Source organism: Pseudomonas sp. IT-P100 (assembly GCF_949767185.1).
GTDB lineage: Bacteria > Pseudomonadota > Gammaproteobacteria > Pseudomonadales > Pseudomonadaceae > Aquipseudomonas > Aquipseudomonas fluorescens_B.
The window spans coordinates 22,775-44,431 of sequence record NZ_CATKQK010000007.1 but is presented as its reverse complement, the minus strand read 5'-3'; the positions used below and the strand labels follow the sequence as shown (position 1 = coordinate 44,431).

Here is a 21,657-nt window from a genome sequence, read left to right as displayed (position 1 = left end):
TCGTTGCGCAGGATGAAGTTTTCAAAGGACATATCGACAGGGAGTCATCGATGTCATTCATGGAAACCACAGGGCGCCAAATCCCCGCCGGATACCGTCCGCCGGTAGCAACCACAGCGTCCTGGCGCACGCAAGCCATGGCGATCGATCCGCCACTGGCCCGGGCGTTCATGGTCAGTGCCCGCTGCGGCTGTTTCATGCAGGCAGCCCGCAGTCTCAACATCAAGGTCACCTTGCTGCGCAAGCAACTGGCACTGCTCGAAACGCAACTGCAATGTTCGCTGTTCAGCCATTGCGACAATGGCGTCACCCTCAGCCGTGAAGGTTTGCAGCTTCAGGCGCAGTTGATTGCGTTGGCTCATGAGCGCGATTTGCCGGTGATCGAACAACCGTTGGTGCGCCTGGCAGTGGCTGAATCGGTCCTGCACGACATGCTTGGTCGCGACCTGGTGGCCTTGTTGCGCCGCAACGCCAGCGTACGCCTGGACATCATCACCCTCGACAGCGAACTGGCACTGCAAGCCGTCAGCGCCGATGTGGTGGTGTGGCTGGCTGGCACCGAATCGCCCCTGCCGGGCCCGAGCTTTGCGGTCAGCGAGCCCCGGCGCCTGGCGCGGCTTGATTACCTGCCGCATATCGCCAAGCGATACTCACGCACGGCGTCGCGTCCGGACAGCCTCGATGACCTCGCGGATTTCCTGTTGGTGCAATGGCAGTCTCACCGTCAGGTCGAGAGTTTCGTCCCGTGGAATGCCGTGGTGGACCAGCGCCTGGCCGGTGTCGTGCAGTTGCATTCCTATGAGCTGCTGCTGGAGATGATTCGCTGCAGTGCCTGCATCGGTTTGCTGCCCGGCTACATCAGCCGCTTTGACCGCGGTCTTATTGCGTTGCCGGGGCTGTTCGTCCAGCCGATGCAGCGTGCGGTGTGGATGGCGGTGAATGCGCAGTCCGAGGGCGAAGCGCAGGTGCAGATGATCGTCGAGCTGATCCAGAACACCTTCGAAGAGCGCCGGGAATGGTTTGAAGGCTGACACATCGGGTACTCGCCATGTTTGAAGTATGCGTTGTAGAGTGAGCGGCCATGTCTGTCTCAAGGATGAATCACCCATGCCCGTCACTGACGCTGTCGTCACCCTCGAACGCTTCAACGAAAGCCACATCGAAGGCATCACCGCGCTTTACAACGAGCCGGCCGTTACCCGGCAAGTGCTGCAAATGCCGTTTCAATCCACCGAGCTCTGGCGCAAACGCCTGGCGTCGGACAACGAACGCGAAATCAAACTGGTGGCGCTGCATCAGGGCCTGGTGATCGGCAGCATTGGCCTGGAGCAGTTTTCGCGGATCCGCCGCAGTCACGCCGGCAGCTTCGGCATGGGTGTTTTGCCAGGGTGGCAGAGCAAGGGCGTTGGCTCGAAGTTGCTGGCCACCGCGCTGGACATCGCCGACAACTGGATGAACCTGCAACGGGTCGAGCTTGCGGTGTACGCCGACAACGAAGCGGCCATCGGTTTGTACCGCAAGTTCGGCTTTGAAACCGAAGGCCTGTTTCGTGACTACGCGGTGCGTGACGGAAGGCTGGTGGACACCTTGAGCATGGCGCGCCTGCGTCGCACGCCCAAGGACGGTTGAGTGACTGCGCCAATGCGAGCCGCGAGTGTCCTGTGATGTGACCGTCTGTGCAATTGACTTGTACGCCCGGCGCCGGCATCTGCCATGCTCAAAGTCCGCAGCACGGCTTCAACCAAAGGAACACCGTAATGGACGATGTACAGCAACTGGGTGAGATGCTTCGCCACTACGCAGACAGCGAAGCGCACAAAAAACAACTGTTCGAGTCGCAGTCAGCCGTATGGGCGACGCGCATTGGCGAGCTGTTCGATCAGATCCAGCAATGGCTCGAACCGGTCCAGGCGCCCAACCTGCTGGAAGTGAGCCGTGAGGCCTACGTGGCCTCGGGGCCAAGCGTTCCGGTCGAGACGTCAACGTTCAAGACCGAGAAACTCGGCATCGTGATCGCCGGCAAACCGGTGGAGTTCGTACCGGATGTGATGGGCGCGGGCGGGCAGATTTCCCTGGCCGTGATGGGCCTGACCGCCGCGCGCTATGGCAGCATTTCTCTTGTGTGCCTGCCGCCTTCGAGCAACTGGCAGTGGCGCAAGACCAATGGCTTGAAAGACCCGGACACCTTTGCTTTCGATGCGAATTTCCTGGCGCAACAGTTGCAGAGCCTGATTCCACGCGATCGCGGCTAAACCCGATCCCCTGTGGCAAGGGCGCTTGCTCCCGCTGGGTCGCGAAGCGGCCCCAAATGCTTTGCGACTGCTTCGCAGCCGAGCGGGAGCAAGCGCCCTCGCCACACAAACCCGCTCCCACATTGGCTGGTGGTGATTCAGATTTCGAGGTTTAACCATCCCGGTTTCGGCTCTTCCGGCGCCACCGCTTTCACGACTTTCCCCGTCGCCAGTTCCACCCGCCGTGCCACCTCCGGGTCATCGGCAAACGGCATCAGGCTTGCCTCTTCCAGGCTCTGCGCCGTCTGCTGCTTCAGGCAGTACTCGACCGCCAGCCAAAGCCCCGCCACGCCTAAACCATTGAGTATCATCTCGATCATTTCCAGCTCCTCGCCTCAGGCAATCTGCGCTTCACGTTCTGCCATCGCCGCGTCAGAAACCCGCACGGTGCGCCAGGCGTTGTACGCCATCAGCAGCATGCCGCTGAGGAAGAACACGCCGCCGGCAAAACGCACCACAAATCCTGGATGGCTGGCCTGCAACGCTTCGACGAAGGAGTAGGTCAGCGTGCCGTCGTCGTTGATCGCGCGCCACATCAGCCCCTGGGTAATGCCGTTGACCCACATCGACGCGATGTACAACACGGTGCCAATGGTCGCCAGCCAGAAATGCAGATTGATCAGCGGCGTGCTGTACATCTGCTCGCGGCCGAAGACTTTCGGAATCATGTGGTAGACCGCACCGAAGGTGATCATCGCCACCCAACCGAGGGCGCCGGCGTGCACGTGGCCGATCGTCCAGTCGGTGTAGTGGGAGAGGGCGTTGACGGTCTTGATCGCCATCATCGGCCCTTCGAAGGTGGACATGCCGTAGAAGGCCAGCGACAGCACCAGGAAACGCAGGATCGGGTCGCTGCGCAACTTATGCCAGGCGCCCGACAGCGTCATCATGCCGTTGATCATCCCGCCCCAGCTCGGCGCCAGCAGGATCAATGACATTGCCATGCCGAGCGACTGCGCCCAGTCGGGCAGCGCCGTGTAGTGCAAATGGTGCGGGCCGGCCCAGATGTACAGCGTGATCAGCGCCCAGAAATGCACGATGGACAAACGATACGAATACACCGGCCGCCCGACCTGCTTGGGCACAAAGTAATACATCATTCCGAGGAACCCGGTGGTCAGGAAGAAGCCCACCGCGTTGTGCCCGTACCACCACTGCACCATCGCATCGGTCGCCCCGGAATACACCGGATAGGACTTGAACCAGTCCACGGGAATCGACAGGTGATTGACCACGTGCAGCATGGCAATCACCACGATGAACGCGCCAAAGAACCAGTTGCCGACGTAGATGTGTCGGGTCTTGCGTTGCACCACGGTGGTGAAAAACACGATGGCGTAGGCCACCCAGACCACGGTCATCCACACCGCGCCGGAGAACTCGATCTCGGCGTATTCCTTGGTGGTGGTATAGCCCAGCGGCAGGGTGATCAGCATGACCACGATCACCGATTGCCAGCCCCAGAAAGTGAACGCGGCGAGGGTGTCCGAGTACAGCCGCACCTGGCAGGTACGCTGCACCGCGTAGTAACTGGCAGCGAACTGCGCGCTGCCGGCAAAGCCGAAAATCACCAGGCTGGTGTGCAGCGGACGCAAGCGGCCGAAGGTGGTCCACGGCAGGTCGAGGTTCATCTCGGGCCACACCAGTTGCGAGGCGATCCACACCCCCATCGCCATCCCCACGACGCCCCAGACAATGGTCGCCACGATGAATTGGCGGACGACCTTGTAGTTATAGGCCTGTCCGATTGTCGCTGTGCTCATGGTCAATGCTTCCACGGTTGCAAAGTCTTGCCAGGCCACCCGGACTGGCATGCCGTGAACTGTAGAAACCTGATCGAAAACAAAACAGATTCAGGAAAGCGTAATTTATACGGATCAGTTGCGAGAGCCTGCACTTGGCAGAGTGGACAGTATCGGTGGATGGAATCCAGGAGTTTAATAAACCCGGTCGGGGATTCGTACGATTGGACATCGTTGGGGAAATGCTGAAACGACCCCTGTAATGTGAAGGCTGATATGGTTTTTTCGCCGCTTTCTGAATCTGTAATGTTTTCCCGGCGCCCCTCATAGTCGCCTCATCGAGAACGAGCCGCAGAGCCCGATCAATCCTGATGAGGTAGCCACATGTATCAGTACGACGACTATGACCGGGCGCTGGTCTTCGAGCGGGTTGCGCAGTTTCGCGATCAGGTCGAACGCTTCACGGCGGGCGAGTTGAGCGAAGAGGAGTTCCTGCCGCTGCGCTTGCAGAACGGCCTGTACATGCAAAAACACGCCTACATGCTGCGCGTGGCCATTCCCTACGGCACGCTCAGCGCCCGGCAGATGCGCACACTGGCGAGCATCGCCCGGGATTACGATCGCGGCTATGGCCACTTCACCACGCGGCAGAACATGCAGTTCAACTGGATCGAACTGGCCCAGGTACCGGAGATTCTCGAGCGCCTGGCCGAGGTGGAAATGCATGCCATCCAGACCTCTGGCAACTGTGTGCGCAACATCACCACCGAAGCCTTCGCCGGGGTGGCCGCCGACGAACTGATCGACCCGCGCCCCCTGGCGGAAATCCTGCGCCAGTGGTCGACCATCAACCCGGAATTCCTGTTCCTGCCGCGCAAGTTCAAGATCGCCATCTGCTCGGCCGAGCAGGACCGCGCGGCAATCATGATGCATGACATCGGCCTCTATCTTTACCCCGGCACCGACGGACAAATGCTCCTGCGAGTCATCGTTGGCGGTGGTTTGGGGCGCACGCCCATTCTTGGTTTGCAGATTCGCGAAGGCTTGCCGTGGCAGCACTTGCTGTCCTACGTCGAGGCGGTGCTGCGGGTTTACAACCGCCACGGCCGGCGCGACAACAAGTACAAGGCGCGGATCAAGATTCTGGTCAAGGCGCTGGGCATCGAAGCCTTTGCCAGGGAAGTGGAGGAGGAGTGGCAGCACTTGAAGGATGGCCCGGCACAGTTGACCGGCGTTGAATACGAGCGTGTCGCCAGTGCCTTCGTACCACCGGATTACCGTTCGTTGTCCAACACCGATCTGGAGTTCGGCACATGCCTGGCCGAGAACCCGACCTTCGCCCGCTGGGTGTCGCGCAACGTCCAACCGCACAAGGTGCCGGGCTACGCCAGTGTGGTGCTGTCGACCAAGCCGGGCATCGCGGCACCGCCGGGCGACGTCACCGGCGAGCAAATGGACGCCGTAGCCGGGTGGTCCGAGCAGTTCGGTTTCGGCGAAATCCGCATCGCCCATGAGCAGAACATCGTCCTGCCCGACGTGCCGAAGTCGGACCTGTTCGCTCTGTGGCGCCTGGCTTGCGAGCATGGCCTCGGCAGCGCCAATGTCGGATTGCTGACTGACATCATCGCCTGTCCCGGCGGCGACTTCTGCGCCCTGGCCAACGCCAAGTCGATCCCGATTGCGCAGGGCATCCAGGCGCGCTTCGAAGACCTGGACTACCTGCATGACCTGGGCGACATCAGCCTCAACATTTCCGGATGCATGAACGCCTGCGGCCATCACCACATTGGCAACATCGGCATTCTCGGCGTCGACAAGAACGGCAGCGAGTGGTACCAGATCACCCTCGGCGGCGCCCAGGGCAAGAACAGCGCGTTGGGCAAAGTCATCGGCCCGTCCTTCAGCTCCGCCGAAGTGCCCGACGTCATCGAACGAATCATCGCCACCTTCGTGCGTTACCGCGAGAGCGAAGAACTGTTCGTCGACACCTTGCAGCGCATCGGTCTGGAGCCGTTCAAGGAAGCGGTTTATCCGAAGCTGCTGGAGGTGTCGGCATGAACAATCTGCTGCGGCTGGAGGTGGGTAAGGCGCGGATTGTCCCTGACGACCCGTGGACGTTGCTCAGGGACCCCGATGAGGGATTGCCCACAGGTCCGCTGATTCTGCCGCTGTCCCGCTGGCTGGAAGACCCGCAACAGCACGGGGTCTGGTTGGGCCCGGACGATGAGGTGGAGTGCCTCAAGCCATGGTTTGCACAACTGCCGCTGATTGCCCTGGATTTTCCGAGTTTCCGCGACGGACGCGCCTACAGTCAGGCGTACCTGCTGCGCACCCGACTGGGCTGGACCGGCGAATTGCGCGCGATCGGCGATGTGTTGCGTGATCAGCTCAGCCACATGCGTCAATGCGGTTTTGACAGCTTTGCCGTACGCGAAGACAAGTCCGCCGAAGATGCGCTCAAGGGGTTGGCGGGCATGAGCGTGCTGTATGGGCGCTCGGTGATTGAGCCGCGCCCGCTATTTCGACGGCGATAAGAGAAGATCAAAAGATCGCAGCCTTCGGCAGCTCCTGCAGGTGGACACAGCACTGTGTAGGAGTTGCCGAAGGCTGCGATCTTTTTGCTTTGGACGGTGATCCCGTTTTGATAGAGTCCGCGCCTCACAAGGAAGTCAGCAAAGAAAGGAGTCTGGTTTGAGCGCGGGCAAGAAAATTCTGGGGCTGATCGCACTGGTGCTGATGGCGGCCCTGTGGGGCAGTTACGTCTATCTGTTTCAGGAAAACCGCAATGGGCAACTCGGGGAGTCATTCGACAGTGCTGCCTGGTGCGGAACGCCACCGGCCAGCGACGTGGCGGCCCTGGGCAAGGATTGGCTGACACTGCGCATCACCAGCAATGTGCGCGGCGAATTCATGCTCTCGGGGGCGGTCATCGTGTCCGAGCGTACCTTCGATCGTTATGACCTGGGCCGCAACGAATTGCGCCTGCGCCTGGAACCACTGCAATGGTCTTACGGCGTCACGCCGATTTTCCTCGAGCAGGTCAGGGTCAAGCCCCTGAGTCGCAATCTCTCCTCACTCGACAAGAGCGCCTACGCCGAGCTTGAAACCCGGCCCATCGGCGTCCAGGGGAGGGCAGCAGCATTTCCGTTCGATAGCTATCGCTACGGCTACAAGCCGGTGCTGTACATCCTCAAGGGCAATGAACGGATTGACCTGAAATTCAAGCGCATCACCACCCACATGGAGATGTCCAACACCTTCACGCCGATTCAGAAGTACAACCGCGCCGAGTACATCAATGAGAAGAATTCACTGGTCCGCGAGGAGGATTACAAACCTTACGCGGCCTATGAGTGCGCCTTCAGCGTCGAGCGCAAAGGCTCGTTCAAGGTGATCGTGCTGCTGTTGTTGCTGGTGATCTGCCTGCCGCTGATGCACGTGTTCTATCGCGACGAGCCGGGTATCGATTTTCTGGCGACGCTGGTGAGTATCGGTGCGATCCGGGTGCTGTTGGTGGGGCCGTTGAATGACTTTCAGCTGTACAACATCGACTTCCTGTTCGGCGCCGCGATTTTGCTGGTGGGCACGGTGTCGTTGATCAAGGCGATGCGGGCCAACAGTCGGCGGGAGTTGGCGGCGAAGAGTGGTTCGTCCTGGTGATTGATAGGGGAGGCCGTGTCGGCGCTATCGCTGACACGGCCTCGTAGGGTGCAGTAACGAATGAATATTGATATTTATCAGAACAAAAAGTACGGCATTGGCTATACCTGTAACACCTGTTCCCCAAACTGTTGTCCACCGCCCTACAGGAGTTACAGCATGAAGCTAGCGTTAATGATGAGCACACTGTGCATTGCCTCGATCGGCGTGGTGGGCTGCACCAGTTCCAAGGTCGAGCCGGACCAGTATTCGGGGTTCCTCAAAGATTACAGTCAGCTCAAGGAAGCCAAATCCCCTTCGGGGGCGGTAGTGATGCGCTGGGTGGATCCGAAGTTCGACATCAACAAATACAAAAGCGTGTATGTCGAACCGACCCAGATGTATCCCAAGCCCCAGCCGACCGTGAAAATCCCTCAGACCACCTTGAACGGGATTACCAGTTATTACGATCAGGCGCTCAAACGCGAGATTGGCAAATCCCTGCCTTTGGCGGCAGGCCCTGGCCCTGGTGTGATGGTGGTGCGTGCGGCCATTACCGCCGTCAGCAGCAAGACCGAAGGGCTGAAGCCTTATGAAGTGATTCCGATTGCCCTCGTCGCGGCGGCGGTCAGCACCGCGAGCGGGATTCGTGATCAGCAGACCGATCTGGCCACTGAAGCGGTGTTCCTGGATGGCGGGAACAATAAGGTGCTGGCCCAGGTGGTGCGCAAGGGCACTGGCAAACCGCTGGAAAACGAGGCTCAGGTGATGAAGGCCGATGACGTGAAAATCGTGATCGATGGTTGGGCTTCGGATTTGCATCAGTCGTTTCTGAAATTGAAATCCAAATGATGCGGTGGGGCTAAGGGCCTTTTCGCGAGCTCGCTCCTACAGTAGATCTCTGTCGCACACATAATTTGTGCTCACTGGAGATCAATTGTGGGAGCGAGCCTGCGCGCGGAGACGGTGGTCCAGTCGCAAAATCGTTCTCCGACAAACCACCGGAAAAAACCGATTCCCACTATCCCCACGTATCACCTGGCGACGGTTCTGAGCTTTGCACTCTCCTGATCCACCGTCCGGGTGCAGCAAGCCCCACTGGTAATACTTCGAGATTCCTCCCCCATGGCGGTGAAGCTTGATGGGGCGACGCTGAAATCCCGGGCGCCAACCCCACAACTGACGAACATGGACATCAGGCTGTAACCGGCTGCGCGAAGTGCAATGTGCATGGCGAAATCCTTATTGACCGAAAGTGACATTAAGGCCGGCGAACAGCGTGAATTGCGGCAAGCCTTCACCCTTGTGTTCGACGGTCCACTGCGGCTCGATGAATACATTGAGGATATTGTCCCTTGATTTCCAGACCTTGCCGGCACCCAGACCAAGGGGGATGTAATGGGTGTCATTCTTCAGGTCGAAGGTCCAGGTCGCGGTTGAGCGCAGGTACCAACCTCTCTCCAGGTTGTGAATGACAAACGGTTGCAAGGTGGCTGATTCGACATGCGGGCGGTCGTTGTCGCCTGCGAAGGAACTCTGGTATTGCACCAACGCGCCGAGCAAGCCACGGGGCGATGACTCGATCGCAATGGCCGCCAGTCCCGCTTGCCATTTGCCGGTGCCGAACTCGTCCTTATCGGCATACGGCGCAGTGATCTGCGGACCGATGCCCAACTGCACGCCCTCGGTCTTGAGCAGGAAGATATCGAGCAGATTCAGATCACCTTCACCGATGCTGTAACTCCCACCCGAATCAGGGCGAATGCTGATCGGCGCAGTGGCGCGCAGCAATTGCGGGACGCCAATGAAATCGTTGGGCGCAAGCGGCAGCGTACCGCGCACCAGCAGGTCGTTGGTGTGGATGTTGGAGTCGTAGTATTTCGGGGTGTAGTAATCCAGCAGGTTCATCCCCGGCTCGGGGTTCAATGGATTGTTGCTTTTGCTGACCATGTCGGGATCGTCCGCCTGGACACAAACCACAGATGTTAAAGAGATCGCCAAAAAAAAGGTGCGCGCTCCTGGATGCTTCGACATGATTCGCCGGTTCCTTGGTGTCTCATTGGTCTACTCGGCACTTGGCGGCCGTTACTGCGTAATCTCTTTCCTATCAAGCCTGTAGGACATGTCTGATGGACGTTAGCAGCTGCCGACGGGTTATCCAGTCGACAGGATTAATTGGTGGGTATCTGTGCACAGCTCACCCTTGGGTGAATCCGAATAAAAGGCATCTCTTTTAGTTCGGATTAGCCTTAACGATCTGTCATTTATGACAGTTCCGCGCGAGGTGCTTTTTACTGATAGTTGCAGTGGCGGATTTCAACCCACCGTCGATTATCGAGACCAAGGCCATGACTGTTGCATTCAAATCCGTATCCGCTGTTGAAAGCCCCTGGAAACAGGCCCGACTGATCATCAATGGCAAGGAGGTGCAATGGAATGGCGCTATCGTCCTGCGCCGCGACCAGGAAAACACCGTGAGCGTGGAAGTTCCACCGTCCATCGCGAGGCAGCTCTGTTTGGGCCTGGCTGAAGATGGAGGCCTGAACATCGTGGCGTCGCCTGCTTTTAAACACTGGGTGGACCCGGTTCGTGGCCGGTTTAACTGGGCACTCACACCGAGCGAAGGCAGCAGTGCTCATGTCACCTTGGTGTTTTTGAGCAGGGAAGTAACCGAGCCCTGGCCACTCCCGTGTCGGGTTATGTCATTGACCCTGTGGGATGAGGTGAAGGTCTTGTTCAACGGAGCCGAATATGATCCGGCCGGAAGCGCTTATCCAGTGCGAGGAAACCGTTACCCCGTCCAAATACAGCCACTGGCCGGTAGTCCATCCATCAACCTCAACGCGGTCGTGGTTTGGGGAATACCCCCCACAGGACTGGACGTGACCCTCGAACCATCGCCCGGCGAATCCAAAGTCCTGGAAGCGCAAGGCGCTTCCTGGGATCTGGTGTGTGGCAACACCCGGGATGGCAAGTTTTCGATGATCGTGTATCTGGAGGACGACCCCGAAATCCGTCTTGAAATAGCGTTGGAACTGGGAAATCACGATCTTGTTTTGTATCTGACGACGATTCTCAAGGGGACCGCTGGCAATCGAATAACACTGACGACTTTTTCCCAGGTTCCGCCGTTCCGACGTGTACCCGGCGTGGCTATCCAGTGGAGTTGGCGAGGTGGAGCGCTCTTGACTGGCGTCACCAGCAACCTGGGCGCCAGCTCCGTGGAGTTTGATGCGAGGGAAGTGAACGGGCCGGTTTCAGTGGAAACCTATGTGCTTGGCCAGCCTCATTCAGCAAAAACCGTTGTAATTTGAACCTTGGTTTGTCCATAGCAGGATGATTGACGGTTTTCGGAGCGCCGGACCCCGAAAACCGTTACAGGCACTCAGCGCTTGTTCATCTGCTCACGCTGCCGCTCCTCCTGCTCCCGCAGCTCCGGCGTGAATTCGGCACCGAAATCCTCGGCCTCAAACACCTGGCGAATCTCGATTTCGGCTTCGGTACCCGGCATCGGGTTGGGGCAGCGTTTGACCCACTCGATTGCTTCGTCCTTCGACTTCACCTGCCACAGCCAGTAACCGGCGATCAGCTCTTTTGTTTCGACAAACGGGCCGTCAATCACTGTGCGTCTGTCGCCCGAAAAACGTACGCGGGCGCCCTGGCTACTCGGGTGCAAACCTTCGCCTGCCAACATGATCCCGGCCTTGACCAGTTCCTCGTTGTAATTGCCCATCGCGGTCAGCAGTTCTTTACTGGGCATCACGCCAGCCTCGGAATCCGGGCTGGCTTTGACAATGATCATGAATCGCATGGTGGTGTGTCCTCTGGATTTGAATGATTCACTGTATGGTCGATTGGTGATTTGCCAAATCGACAACGTTTCAAAAAAACGTCGTTTTAACGGGATTCGGTCGATTAATTTTCGACATTCATTCCGTCATTAATATGTCCCGAGAAGTCGGCGACCGGCATTCCATCGGCGAAATGCTCAGGGGCCAGTGGCTGCCTTCCTCATCGGCAAATATGTACCCGGCGCAATTGAGGCCATTAGGGGCGAGGTGATCAGCCTCTGCACGTTCCTGATTTGTGCGCCGCAATACCGCACCTACCGGATCCCCACAGGCTTTTTTCTCTGCAAGGGTTGTATCCAGTCTCTGCGACGACCCTTCACAATTTGTATCCGCCCATAGGTCGTCAGCCCGTTTCGTGGTTAACTTCGGCCTCTTCAAAACTCTCCACATCAACGTTCAGAAGGACTCCTTTCATGGCTCAAGTCACTCTTAAAGGCAACCCGGTTCAAGTCAACGGCCAATTGCCACAAGCCGGTTCCAAGGCGCCAGCCTTTTCCCTGGTTGCCGGCAATCTGTCCGACGTGACCCTGGCGAGCTTCGCCGGCAAGCGCAAAGTGCTGAACATCTTCCCAAGCGTCGACACCCCGACCTGCGCCACGTCGGTGCGCAAGTTCAACGCCCAGGCCAACGATGTCGCCAACACCGTGGTGCTGTGCATCTCTGCGGACCTGCCGTTCGCCCAAGCCCGTTTCTGCGGCGCCGAAGGCCTGGAAAACGTGCAGAACCTGTCGACCCTGCGCGGTGCCGAATTCATCGAGAACTACGGCGTTGCCATTGCCGACGGCCCACTCAAAGGCCTGACCGCCCGTGCCGTTGTGGTACTGGACGAAAACGACAACGTGCTGCACAGCGAGCTGGTCAAGGAAATCGCTGAAGAGCCAAACTACGAAGCCGCACTTGCCGTTCTGAAATAAGCAGTTCATTACAATTGTTAACGGCCTGGCCCTGTCCAGGCCGTTTTCATTTGTGCTTCAGTGTCTTAGATAAATCTCCTGTTACGTAAGCCGAAGGTAAATTGCCGGTAAAGGCGCTTTGCTAAATACCCGCCAGTGCTTATCGTTCAGCCTCCCGTAGAAGAAGCCCACGCGCCCAATGGTTGATCATTCAATGCAATCCTCCGCTTCCCGTAGTCCTCGTCGCTGGTTGTTCGGCCTGCTTGTCCTGTTGGTCATCGCTGGCCTGTGCTGGAAATTCTGGCCCGGCAGCGCTGCGCCAAAAGAAGGTGCAGGACAAAAAGCCGTGGCGGGGCATACCGGTCGTTCGGGCGGCATGCGTCCGGGTTTCGGGGGCGCGACGGGGCCGGTTCCGGTGCGTGTGGCGCCAGCGGTCAAAGGCGACTTCCCGCTGTACTACAAGGCGCTGGGCACCGTGACGGCGCTGAACACCATCAATGTGCGCAGCCGGGTGGGCGGCGAGCTGATCAAGGTGTCATTCGAAGAAGGGCAGATGGTCAAGGCCGGCGATCTGCTGGCTGAAATCGACCCGCGTCCTTACCAGAACGCCTTGCTGCAGGCCGAAGGCACCTTGCTGCAAAACCAGGCGCAACTGAAGAACGCTCAAGTCGATGTCGAACGTTATCGCGGGCTGTACCGTGAAGACAGCATCGCCAAGCAAACCCTGGACACCGCCGAAGCGCTGGTCGGCCAGTATCAGGGCACGGTCAAGACCAATCAGGCGGCGGTCAATGACGCCAAGCTCAATCTCGAATTCACCAGGATCCGCGCGCCGATTACCGGTCGTGTGGGCCTGCGTCAGCTCGACGTCGGCAACCTGGTGGCCGCCAATGACACCACGGCGCTGGCGATCATCACCCAGACCCAACCGATCAACGTTGCCTTCACCTTGCCGGAAAACAGCCTCGACGTGGTGCTGGCCCGCTATCGCAGTGGCGCCAAACTGCCCGCCGAAGCCTGGGACCGTGGCGACACCAAAATGCAAGCCACCGGTGTGTTGCAGAGCCTCGACAACCAGATCGACGTCACCACCGGCACCCTGAAATTCAAGGCTCGCTACGAAAACCGCGATCAAGCGTTGTTCCCCAATCAGTTCGTCAACGTCCACCTGCTCGCCGACACGCTCAAAGACGTGGTACTCGCGCCTTCGGCAGCCATCCAGTTTGGCACCAATGGCACGTTCGTCTATGCAATGGATGGCGACAAGAAGGTCACGATCCGTCAGTTGAAAGTCGGCGCCAGCGACGGTGAAAACACCGTAGTCACCGAAGGCCTGACCGCCGGCGATCGCGTGGTCCTCGAAGGCACCGACCGCCTGAAGGAAGGCAGTGAAGTAGAAGTGGTCAATGACACCAAGGACGTGCCGACCTCTCCGACCGGGCACCTGCAGGGCAAACCGGCGGCCAGCGCGACTGATCCGGCGACCACCGACAAGGCGAAAAAGGGCGGCGCATGAACATCTCGCGGCTGTTCATCCTTCGCCCGGTCGCCACGACCCTGAGCATGCTGGCCATTATTCTGGCCGGCGTCATTGCCTATCGGCTGTTGCCGGTGTCGGCCTTGCCCCAGGTCGATTACCCGACCATTCGCGTCATGACCCTTTATCCCGGCGCCAGCCCGGACGTCATGACCAGCGCCGTGACCGCGCCGCTCGAGCGTCAGTTCGGGCAGATGCCCGGCCTGACCCAGATGGCCTCGACCAGTTCCGGTGGCGCCTCGGTGCTGACCCTGCGGTTCAGCCTCGACATCAACATGGACGTCGCCGAGCAGCAGGTGCAGGCCGCGATCAACGCCGCCACCAATCTGCTACCCAAGGACCTGCCCGCGCCGCCGGTGTACAACAAGGTCAACCCGGCGGACACCCCGGTGCTGACCCTGGCGATCACGTCCAAGACCATGTTGCTGCCCAAGCTCAATGACCTGGTCGATACGCGCATGGCACAGAAAATCGCCCAGATCAGTGGCGTCGGCATGGTCAGCATTGCCGGCGGTCAGCGTCAGGCGGTGCGGATCAAGGTCAACCCCGAGGCCCTGGCGGCCAACGGCCTGAACCTGTCGGACGTGCGCACCTTGATCGGTGCCTCCAACGTCAACCAGCCCAAGGGCAACTTCGACGGTCCGACCCGGGTCTCGATGCTCGATGCAAACGATCAACTGACCTCGCCCAAGGATTACGCCAACCTGATCCTGGCCTACGCCAACGGTGCGCCATTGCGGCTCAAGGACGTGGCGGAAATCGTCGACGGAGCGGAGAACGAACGTCTGGCGGCGTGGGCCAACGAAAACCAGGCCGTGTTGCTGAACATCCAGCGCCAGCCCGGCGCCAACGTCATCGAAGTGGTCGACCGGATCAAGGCGTTGCTGCCGAGCATCACGGATAACCTGCCGGCCGGTCTCGACGTCACTGTGCTGACCGACCGCACCCAGACCATCCGTGCGTCCGTCACCGACGTACAACACGAATTGCTGATCGCCATCGCGCTGGTGGTGATGGTGACGTTCCTGTTCCTGCGGCGCGCCAGTGCCACGATCATTCCTTCGGTGGCCGTGCCGCTGTCGTTGATCGGCACCTTCGGCGTGATGTACCTCGCCGGTTTTTCGGTCAATAACCTGACCCTGATGGCCCTGACCATCGCCACCGGTTTTGTGGTGGACGATGCGATCGTCATGCTGGAGAACATTTCCCGGTTTATCGAAGAGGGTGACAGCCCGCTGAACGCGGCGCTCAAGGGCGCCAAGCAGATCGGCTTTACCCTGATTTCCCTGACCTTGTCGCTGATCGCTGTACTGATCCCGTTGCTGTTCATGGCCGACGTGGTGGGGCGTTTGTTCCGCGAGTTTGCGATCACGTTGGCGGTGGCGATCCTGATTTCCCTGGTCGTCTCGCTGACCCTGACACCGATGATGTGCGCGCGACTGCTCAAGCGCGAACCCAAGGAAGAAGAACAGGGCCGTTTCTACCGGGCCAGCGGTGCCACAATTGATTGGATGATCGCGGCTTACGGGCGCAAGTTAAAGTGGGTTCTCAAGCATCAACCGCTGACGTTGCTGGTGGCCATCGGCACCCTGGCGCTGACTGTATTCCTTTACATGGTCGTGCCGAAGGGGTTCTTTCCGGTGCAGGACACTGGCGTTATTCAGGGCATTTCCGAGGCGCCGCAGTCGATTTCCTTTGCAGCGATGAGCGAGCGGCAACAGGAACTGGCCAAGGTGATCCTGGCGGACCCGGCCGTAGAGAGTCTGTCTTCCTATATTGGCGTCGATGGCGATAACTCGACGTTGAACAGCGGTCGTTTGCTGATCAACCTCAAGTCCCACAGCAACCGCGATTTGAGCGCCACCGAAGTGATTGCCCGCCTGCAACCGGAACTGGACAAACTGGTCGGCATTCGTCTGTTCATGCAGCCGGTTCAGGACCTGACCATCGAAGACCGCGTAAGCCGTACGCAGTACCAATTCAGCATGTCGTCGCCGGATTCCGAGTTGCTCAACCTGTGGAGTGGTCGTTTGGTGGAAGCACTGGCCCAACGGCCGGAGCTGACCGATGTTGCCAGTGATTTGCAGGACAAAGGGCTGCAGGTCTACCTGGTGATCGACCGTGATGCGGCGTCGCGGGTCGGGGTGTCGGTGTCGAACATTACCGACGCGCTGTACGACGCGTTCGGTCAGCGGCAGATTTCCACCATTTACACCCAGGCCAGCCAGTACCGCGTAGTGCTGCAATCGCAGTCCGGCGAGAAGATCGGCCCGGATGCGCTGAACCAGATTCACGTCAAGACCACCGATGGCGGGCAAGTGCGCCTGTCCAGCCTGGCGCACATAGAGGAACGTCAGGCGCAGCTCGCGATCACTCACATCGGCCAGTTCCCGGCGGTGATGATGTCCTTCAACCTTGCGCCCGGCGTGGCGCTGGGGCATGCGGTGGAAATCATCGAGCAAGTGCAGAAAGACATCGGCATGCCGATTGGCGTACAGACCCAGTTCCAGGGCGCGGCCGAAGCGTTCCAGGCGTCGTTGTCGAGCACGTTGCTGCTGATTCTGGCAGCGGTGGTGACCATGTACATCGTGCTCGGCGTGCTCTATGAGAGCTACATCCACCCGATCACCATTCTCTCGACCTTGCCGTCCGCGGCGGTCGGCGCCTTGCTGGCGTTGCTGTTGAGTGGCAATGACCTGGGGATGATCGCGATCATCGGCATCATCCTGCTGATCGGTATCGTGAAGAAGAACGCGATCATGATGATCGACTTCGCCCTCGACGCCGAGCGCAATCAGGGCATGGACCCGGAGACGGCGATCTATCAGGCAGCGCTGCTGCGCTTCCGGCCGATCCTGATGACCACGCTGGCGGCATTGTTCGGTGCCGTGCCGTTGATGCTGGCCACCGGTTCCGGCGCTGAGCTGCGTCAGCCCCTGGGTCTGGTGATGGTCGGTGGTTTGTTGGTCAGCCAGGTGCTGACGTTGTTCACCACACCGGTCATTTACCTCTACTTCGACCGCCTCGGTCGGCGCTGGGGCCGTCAGGCCGAGCCCGTGGAAGTGGTCGAACAGCCATGAACCTCTCCGGACCTTTCATCAAGCGCCCGGTCGCAACGATGTTGCTGAGCCTGGCGATCATGCTGCTGGGCGGGGTGAGCTTCGGCTTGCTGCCGGTGTCACCGCTGCCGCAAATGGACTTCCCGGTGATCGTGGTCCAGGCCAGTCTGCCGGGGGCGAGCCCGGAGGTGATGGCTTCGACCGTGGCTACACCACTCGAACGTTCCTTCGGCGCCATCGCCGGGGTCAACACCATGAGCAGCCGTTCCAGCCAGGGCTCGACCCGGGTGATTCTGCAGTTCGACCTTGATCGCGACATCAACGGCGCGGCGCGCGAAGTGCAAGCGGCGATCAACGCCTCGCGCAACCTGCTGCCGAGCGGGATGCGCAGCATGCCGACCTACAAGAAGGTCAACCCGTCCCAGGCGCCGATCATGGTGCTGTCGTTGACCTCGGATGTGCTGGAAAAGGGCCAGCTCTACGATTTGGCCTCGACGATCCTGTCCCAGAGCCTGTCCCAGGTGCAGGGCGTAGGTGAAGTACAGATCGGTGGCAGCTCCCTGCCGGCGGTGCGGATCGAACTCGAACCCCAGGCGCTCAACCAGTACGGCGTGGCGCTGGACGATGTGCGCAACACCGTCGCCAATGCCAACGTGCGTCGGCCGAAAGGCTCGGTCGAAGACGGTCAGCGGTTGTGGCAGGTCCAGGCCAACGATCAGCTGGAAAAAGCCAAGGACTACGAGTCGCTGATCATTCACTACAACGGCGGTGCAGCACTGCGGTTGAAGGATGTGGCCAAGGTCAGCGATGGCGTCGAGGACCGTTACAACAGCGGTTTCTTCAACAATGACGCGGCGGTCTTGCTGGTGATCAACCGTCAGGCCGGCGCCAACATCATCGAGACGGTCAACGAGATCAAGGCTCAGCTCCCGGCACTGCAAGCCGTACTGCCGGCCAGCGTCAAGCTGAACCTGGCCATGGACCGCTCGCCGGTGATCAAGGCGACCCTGCACGAAGCGGAAATGACCCTGCTGATCGCCGTGGCGCTGGTGATCCTGGTGGTGTTCCTGTTTCTCGGTAACTTCCGCGCCTCGCTGATTCCGACCCTTGCGGTACCGGTGTCGCTGGTGGGCACCTTCGCGGTGATGTACCTGTACGGATTTTCCCTGAACAACCTGTCGCTGATGGCGCTGATCCTGGCCACCGGGCTGGTGGTGGACGACGCCATCGTGGTGCTGGAGAACATCACCCGGCACATCGACGAAGGCGTGCCGCCGATGAAGGCCGCTTACCTCGGGGCGCAGGAAGTCGGTTTCACGCTGCTGTCGATGAACGTCTCGCTGGTCGCAGTGTTCCTGTCGATCCTGTTCATGGGCGGGATCATCGAAAGCCTGTTCCGTGAGTTTTCCATCACCCTGGCCGCGTCCATCGTGGTGTCGTTGGTGGTCTCGCTGACCCTGACACCGATGCTCTGCGCCCGTTGGCTGAAGCCGCATACGCCGGGTGAGGAAAACCGCCTGCAACGCTGGAGCCACCGCGCCAACGAGTGGATGGTCGCTAAATACGCCACCAGCCTGGATTGGGTGTTGCGTCACCGTCGCCTGACCTTGCTCAGCCTTATCGTGACAGTTGGCGTTAACATTGCGCTGTATGTCATTGTTCCTAAAACATTCATGCCTCAGCAAGACACCGGTCAACTGATCGGTTTTGTGCGGGGCGACGACGGTCTGTCGTTCAGCGTCATGCAGCCGAAAATGGAAACGTTCCGCCGCGCCGTACTCAAGGATGAAGCGGTGGAAAGCGTCGCCGGCTTCATCGGTGGCACCAACGGCACCAACAACGCCTTCATGCTGGTACGCCTGAAACCGATCAAGGAGCGGGGCGTTTCTGCGCAAAAAGTCATCGAACGCCTGCGCAAGGAAATGCCCAAGGTCGCCGGCGCGCAGTTGATGCTGATGGCGGATCAGGACCTGCAATTTGGCGGCGGCCGCGAGCAGACCACCTCGCAGTATTCCTACATCCTGCAAAGCGCCGACCTTGGCGAACTGCGCCAGTGGTATCCGAAGGTGGTGACCGCGCTCAAGGCGTTGCCGGAGCTGACCGCGATTGACGCCCGTGAAGGACGCGGCGCGCAGCAGGTGACCTTGATCGTCGATCGCGACCAGGCCAAACGCCTGGGGGTCGACATGGACATGGTCACCGCCGTCCTGAACAACGCCTACAGCCAGCGACAGATTTCAACCATCTACGACAGCCTCAACCAATATCAGGTGGTGATGGAGGTCAATCCGAAGTACGCCCAGGACCCGATCACCCTCAAGCAGGTTCAGGTAATCACCGCCGATGGCGCGCGGATTCCGCTGTCGACCATCGCCCATTACGAAAACAGCCTGGAGGACGACCGTGTCAGCCACGAAGGTCAGTTCGCCTCCGAGAGCATTTCCTTCGACATGGCTGAAGGCGTGACGGTGGAGCAGGGCACTGCGGCCATCGAACGGGCGATTGCCAAGCTCGGCATGCCGGAAGACGTGATCGTGAAAATGGCCGGCACCGCCGACGCCTTCGCCGCGACCCAGAAAAGCCAGCCGTGGATGATTCTTGGCGCGCTGGTGGCGGTGTATCTGGTGCTGGGTGTGTTGTATGAAAGCTACATCCATCCACTGACCATTCTCTCGACCTTGCCGTCGGCCGGGGTCGGCGCGTTGCTGTCGATCTATGCGCTGGGCGGTGAGTTCAGCCTGATCTCGTTGCTCGGGCTGTTTTTGCTGATCGGCGTGGTGAAGAAAAACGCCATTCTGATGATCGACCTCGCATTGCAACTTGAGCGGCATCAGGGCCTGGAACCGCTGGCGTCGATTCGCAGCGCTTGCCTGCAACGTCTGCGTCCGATTCTGATGACCACGCTGGCCGCGATCCTCGGTGCCTTGCCGCTGCTACTGAGCCGTGCCGAAGGTGCGGAAATGCGTCAACCACTGGGCCTGACCATCATTGGCGGGTTGATTTTCAGTCAGGTCCTGACGCTTTACACCACCCCGGTGGTTTACCTCTATCTCGACAAACTGCGCCATCGCTTCAACCACTGGCGTGGGGTGCGTACCGATGCTGCCCTGGAAACTCCGCTATGACTGACCGTTCGCTAATCAACCTGTCCGCACCGCTGATCACGGCCCGAGGCTCGCGCCTGTTGAGCCTGTCGCTGTGCGTTGCGCTGCTCAGTGCCTGCGCCATCGGCCCGGATTACCAGCGCCCGCCAACCGCTGCGCCGGTGCAGTACAAGGAAGCGGCCGGTTGGCGTCAGGCCAATCCGAGCGATTCCCTGGCCCGCGGTGCGTGGTGGGAATTGTATGGCGATCAACAATTGAATGGCCTGATCGAGAAACTCAACAGCGCCAACCAGACGGTTGCCCAGTCCGAAGCCCAATACCGTCAAGCCCAGGCGTTGGTGCGCAGTGCTCGCGGTGCGTTTTTTCCGACCGTGGACCTGACGGTCGGGAAAAACCGCTCCAGCCAGGGCACCGGCAGCAGCAGTTCGAGCCTGACCAGTTCCTCCAGTGGTATCCGCGACACCTATACCGCACAGGCAGGGGTCAGTTGGGAAGCCGACGTCTGGGGCAAGCTGCGCCGCGGGCTGGAAGCCGACACCGCCAATGCCGAGGCGAGTTTTGCCGATCTGGCGGCGATGCGGTTGAGCCAGCAGTCGGAACTGGTGCAGAACTACCTGCAATTGCGCGTGATCGATGAGCAGAAACGTCTGCTGCAAGCTACGGTCGAGGCCTATCAGCGCTCGCTGAAAATGACCGAAAACCAGTACCGCGCCGGTGTTTCCGGCAAAGATGCGGTGGCCCAGGCCACCACCCAGCTCAAGAGCACCGAGGCCGAACTGGTCGATCTGATCTGGCAGCGTGCGCAGTTCGAGAACGCCATTGCCGTGCTGATCGGGTTGCCGCCGGCCGAGTTCAGCCTCGCGGAATCCGCGGATATCCCGATGCTGCCCGAGGTGCCGCTGAACCTGCCTTCGCAGTTATTGGAACGCCGCCCGGACATCGCCTCCGCCGAACGCTCGGTCATGGCCGCCAACGCTAACATCGGTGTGGCCAAGGCCGCTTATTACCCGGACCTGACGTTGAGTTTGAATGGCGGTTACAGCAGCAGCACCACTTCGAACTGGATCAGTGTGCCAAACCGCTTCTGGTCGGTCGGCCCGCAACTGGCGATGACCTTGTTCGACGGCGGCCAACGCTCGGCGGAAGTCGATCGCAGCGAAGCAGCCTACGACGAAACCGTCGCCAAGTACCGCCAGACCGTGCTCGACGGCTTCCGCGAGGTGGAGAATTATCTGGTCCAGCTCAAGGTCCTGGAGAACGAATCGGCCGTGCGTCAGCAGGCCCTGGACGCGGCGCGTGAGTCCTTGCGCCTGACCCGGAATCAGTACAAGGCCGGGTTGATCGCTTATCTGGATGTAGTGGTCGTGCAAGCCACTGCGCTGAACAACGAACGCAACATGCTGGATTTGTTGCAGAGCCGCTTGATTGCCAGCGTGCAGTTGATTGCGGCGCTGGGTGGCGGATGGGATGGCCAGCTCGACCGTAACTTGTAGGTCACTCGACAGCGCCTACAGGGCGCCCGGCGGCGCGTGGGGTGGGCT

Annotated in this window: 17 protein-coding genes; 13 read left to right on the top strand and 4 right to left on the bottom strand. The window is 59.9% G+C overall.

The features are described 5' to 3' along the window. The first annotated feature begins 50 nt into the window (after nucleotides 1–50). From ACM6IQ_RS05790 to ACM6IQ_RS05780, 3 genes are all read left to right on the top strand, one after another. On the top strand, nucleotides 51–1,031 hold the full coding sequence (locus ACM6IQ_RS05790; protein ID WP_414878245.1) for a LysR substrate-binding domain-containing protein: 981 nt from the start codon (nucleotides 51–53) through the stop codon (nucleotides 1,029–1,031). 76 nt (nucleotides 1,032–1,107) lie between these two features. After that, nucleotides 1,108–1,629, top strand: a complete 522-nt coding sequence (locus tag ACM6IQ_RS05785; protein WP_017338471.1) for a GNAT family N-acetyltransferase — start codon at nucleotides 1,108–1,110, stop codon at nucleotides 1,627–1,629. A gap of 128 nt (nucleotides 1,630–1,757) precedes the next feature. Beyond that, on the top strand, nucleotides 1,758–2,252 hold the full coding sequence (locus ACM6IQ_RS05780) for a hypothetical protein (RefSeq protein WP_017338472.1): 495 nt from the start codon (nucleotides 1,758–1,760) through the stop codon (nucleotides 2,250–2,252). A gap of 137 nt (nucleotides 2,253–2,389) precedes the next feature. Here ACM6IQ_RS05780 and ACM6IQ_RS05775 read toward each other — a convergent pair whose 3' ends face one another. Both ACM6IQ_RS05775 and ccoN read right to left on the bottom strand, forming a co-directional pair. After that, nucleotides 2,390–2,611 carry a hypothetical protein gene (locus ACM6IQ_RS05775; RefSeq protein ID WP_017338473.1) on the bottom strand — a complete coding sequence of 74 codons (222 nt, stop codon included), beginning with the start codon at nucleotides 2,609–2,611 and terminating at the stop codon, nucleotides 2,390–2,392. 15 nt (nucleotides 2,612–2,626) lie between these two features. Continuing rightward, nucleotides 2,627–4,054, bottom strand: coding sequence for a cytochrome-c oxidase, cbb3-type subunit I (gene ccoN / locus ACM6IQ_RS05770; protein ID WP_017338474.1), 1,428 nt, complete (start codon nucleotides 4,052–4,054; stop codon nucleotides 2,627–2,629). 363 nt (nucleotides 4,055–4,417) lie between these two features. Between ccoN and ACM6IQ_RS05765 the strand changes: the two genes are divergently transcribed. The 4 genes from ACM6IQ_RS05765 (at nucleotide 4,418) to ACM6IQ_RS05750 (ending at nucleotide 8,524) form a co-directional block, all read left to right on the top strand. Next, nucleotides 4,418–6,091, top strand: a complete 1,674-nt coding sequence (locus ACM6IQ_RS05765) for a nitrite/sulfite reductase (RefSeq protein WP_017338475.1) — start codon at nucleotides 4,418–4,420, stop codon at nucleotides 6,089–6,091. Continuing rightward, nucleotides 6,088–6,567, top strand: coding sequence for a DUF934 domain-containing protein (locus ACM6IQ_RS05760; protein WP_414878244.1), 480 nt, complete (start codon nucleotides 6,088–6,090; stop codon nucleotides 6,565–6,567). Before ACM6IQ_RS05765 ends, ACM6IQ_RS05760 begins: the two co-directional genes overlap by 4 nt. A 157-nt stretch (nucleotides 6,568–6,724) precedes the next feature. Further along, nucleotides 6,725–7,693, top strand: a complete 969-nt coding sequence (locus tag ACM6IQ_RS05755) for a hypothetical protein (RefSeq protein ID WP_414878243.1) — start codon at nucleotides 6,725–6,727, stop codon at nucleotides 7,691–7,693. 159 nt (nucleotides 7,694–7,852) lie between these two features. After that, complete coding sequence (locus ACM6IQ_RS05750) at nucleotides 7,853–8,524, top strand: DUF3313 domain-containing protein (protein WP_017338478.1); 672 nt, start codon at nucleotides 7,853–7,855, stop codon at nucleotides 8,522–8,524. A gap of 390 nt (nucleotides 8,525–8,914) precedes the next feature. Here ACM6IQ_RS05750 and ACM6IQ_RS05745 read toward each other — a convergent pair whose 3' ends face one another. Beyond that, nucleotides 8,915–9,706 (bottom strand): hypothetical protein, encoded by a 792-nt coding sequence (locus ACM6IQ_RS05745; protein ID WP_414878242.1) that lies wholly within the window; start codon nucleotides 9,704–9,706, stop codon nucleotides 8,915–8,917. Nucleotides 9,707–10,020: 314 nt separating this feature from the next. Here ACM6IQ_RS05745 and ACM6IQ_RS05740 point away from each other — a divergent pair, with 314 nt between their 5' ends. Further along, nucleotides 10,021–10,986 (top strand): hypothetical protein, encoded by a 966-nt coding sequence (locus tag ACM6IQ_RS05740; RefSeq protein WP_144425264.1) that lies wholly within the window; start codon nucleotides 10,021–10,023, stop codon nucleotides 10,984–10,986. A 71-nt stretch (nucleotides 10,987–11,057) separates the two neighbouring features. Here ACM6IQ_RS05740 and ACM6IQ_RS05735 read toward each other — a convergent pair whose 3' ends face one another. Further along, nucleotides 11,058–11,483: a YciI family protein gene (locus ACM6IQ_RS05735; protein ID WP_017338482.1), complete on the bottom strand. Its 426-nt coding sequence runs from the start codon at nucleotides 11,481–11,483 to the stop codon at nucleotides 11,058–11,060. Nucleotides 11,484–11,936: 453 nt separating this feature from the next. Here ACM6IQ_RS05735 and tpx point away from each other — a divergent pair, with 453 nt between their 5' ends. From tpx to ACM6IQ_RS05710, 5 genes are all read left to right on the top strand, one after another. After that, complete coding sequence (tpx, locus tag ACM6IQ_RS05730; protein ID WP_008030203.1) at nucleotides 11,937–12,437, top strand: thiol peroxidase; 501 nt, start codon at nucleotides 11,937–11,939, stop codon at nucleotides 12,435–12,437. Between the two features lie 178 nt (nucleotides 12,438–12,615). Further along, nucleotides 12,616–13,932, top strand: a complete 1,317-nt coding sequence (locus ACM6IQ_RS05725) for an MdtA/MuxA family multidrug efflux RND transporter periplasmic adaptor subunit (protein WP_414878241.1) — start codon at nucleotides 12,616–12,618, stop codon at nucleotides 13,930–13,932. Then, nucleotides 13,929–17,033 carry an MdtB/MuxB family multidrug efflux RND transporter permease subunit gene (locus ACM6IQ_RS05720; RefSeq protein ID WP_414878240.1) on the top strand — a complete coding sequence of 1,035 codons (3,105 nt, stop codon included), beginning with the start codon at nucleotides 13,929–13,931 and terminating at the stop codon, nucleotides 17,031–17,033. The genes ACM6IQ_RS05725 and ACM6IQ_RS05720 overlap by 4 nt, the downstream gene beginning before the upstream one ends. Next, on the top strand, nucleotides 17,030–20,137 hold the full coding sequence (locus tag ACM6IQ_RS05715; RefSeq protein ID WP_414878239.1) for an efflux RND transporter permease subunit: 3,108 nt from the start codon (nucleotides 17,030–17,032) through the stop codon (nucleotides 20,135–20,137). The genes ACM6IQ_RS05720 and ACM6IQ_RS05715 overlap by 4 nt, the downstream gene beginning before the upstream one ends. Next, nucleotides 20,134–21,609, top strand: a complete 1,476-nt coding sequence (locus ACM6IQ_RS05710; RefSeq protein WP_017338486.1) for an efflux transporter outer membrane subunit — start codon at nucleotides 20,134–20,136, stop codon at nucleotides 21,607–21,609. The genes ACM6IQ_RS05715 and ACM6IQ_RS05710 overlap by 4 nt, the downstream gene beginning before the upstream one ends. The last annotated feature ends 48 nt before the right edge of the window (nucleotides 21,610–21,657 follow it).

What these genes read in the sequence shown, in the direction of transcription:
- ACM6IQ_RS05765 (WP_017338475.1), top strand. Translation starts at nt 4,418, where the DNA reads ATGTATCAGTACGACGACTATGACCGGGCGCTGGTCTTCGAGCGGGTT.
- ACM6IQ_RS05740 (WP_144425264.1), top strand. Translation starts at nt 10,021, where the DNA reads ATGACTGTTGCATTCAAATCCGTATCCGCTGTTGAAAGCCCCTGGAAA.
- ACM6IQ_RS05760 (WP_414878244.1), top strand. Translation starts at nt 6,088, where the DNA reads ATGAACAATCTGCTGCGGCTGGAGGTGGGTAAGGCGCGGATTGTCCCT.
- ACM6IQ_RS05715 (WP_414878239.1), top strand. Translation starts at nt 17,030, where the DNA reads ATGAACCTCTCCGGACCTTTCATCAAGCGCCCGGTCGCAACGATGTTG.
- ACM6IQ_RS05750 (WP_017338478.1), top strand. Translation starts at nt 7,853, where the DNA reads ATGAAGCTAGCGTTAATGATGAGCACACTGTGCATTGCCTCGATCGGC.
- ACM6IQ_RS05790 (WP_414878245.1), top strand. Translation starts at nt 51, where the DNA reads ATGTCATTCATGGAAACCACAGGGCGCCAAATCCCCGCCGGATACCGT.
- ACM6IQ_RS05780 (WP_017338472.1), top strand. Translation starts at nt 1,758, where the DNA reads ATGGACGATGTACAGCAACTGGGTGAGATGCTTCGCCACTACGCAGAC.
- ACM6IQ_RS05720 (WP_414878240.1), top strand. Translation starts at nt 13,929, where the DNA reads ATGAACATCTCGCGGCTGTTCATCCTTCGCCCGGTCGCCACGACCCTG.
- ACM6IQ_RS05745 (WP_414878242.1), bottom strand. Translation starts at nt 9,706, where the DNA reads ATGTCGAAGCATCCAGGAGCGCGCACCTTTTTTTTGGCGATCTCTTTA.
- ACM6IQ_RS05725 (WP_414878241.1), top strand. Translation starts at nt 12,616, where the DNA reads ATGGTTGATCATTCAATGCAATCCTCCGCTTCCCGTAGTCCTCGTCGC.
- tpx (WP_008030203.1), top strand. Translation starts at nt 11,937, where the DNA reads ATGGCTCAAGTCACTCTTAAAGGCAACCCGGTTCAAGTCAACGGCCAA.
- ACM6IQ_RS05775 (WP_017338473.1), bottom strand. Translation starts at nt 2,611, where the DNA reads ATGATCGAGATGATACTCAATGGTTTAGGCGTGGCGGGGCTTTGGCTG.
- ACM6IQ_RS05710 (WP_017338486.1), top strand. Translation starts at nt 20,134, where the DNA reads ATGACTGACCGTTCGCTAATCAACCTGTCCGCACCGCTGATCACGGCC.
- ACM6IQ_RS05735 (WP_017338482.1), bottom strand. Translation starts at nt 11,483, where the DNA reads ATGCGATTCATGATCATTGTCAAAGCCAGCCCGGATTCCGAGGCTGGC.
- ACM6IQ_RS05785 (WP_017338471.1), top strand. Translation starts at nt 1,108, where the DNA reads ATGCCCGTCACTGACGCTGTCGTCACCCTCGAACGCTTCAACGAAAGC.
- ccoN (WP_017338474.1), bottom strand. Translation starts at nt 4,054, where the DNA reads ATGAGCACAGCGACAATCGGACAGGCCTATAACTACAAGGTCGTCCGC.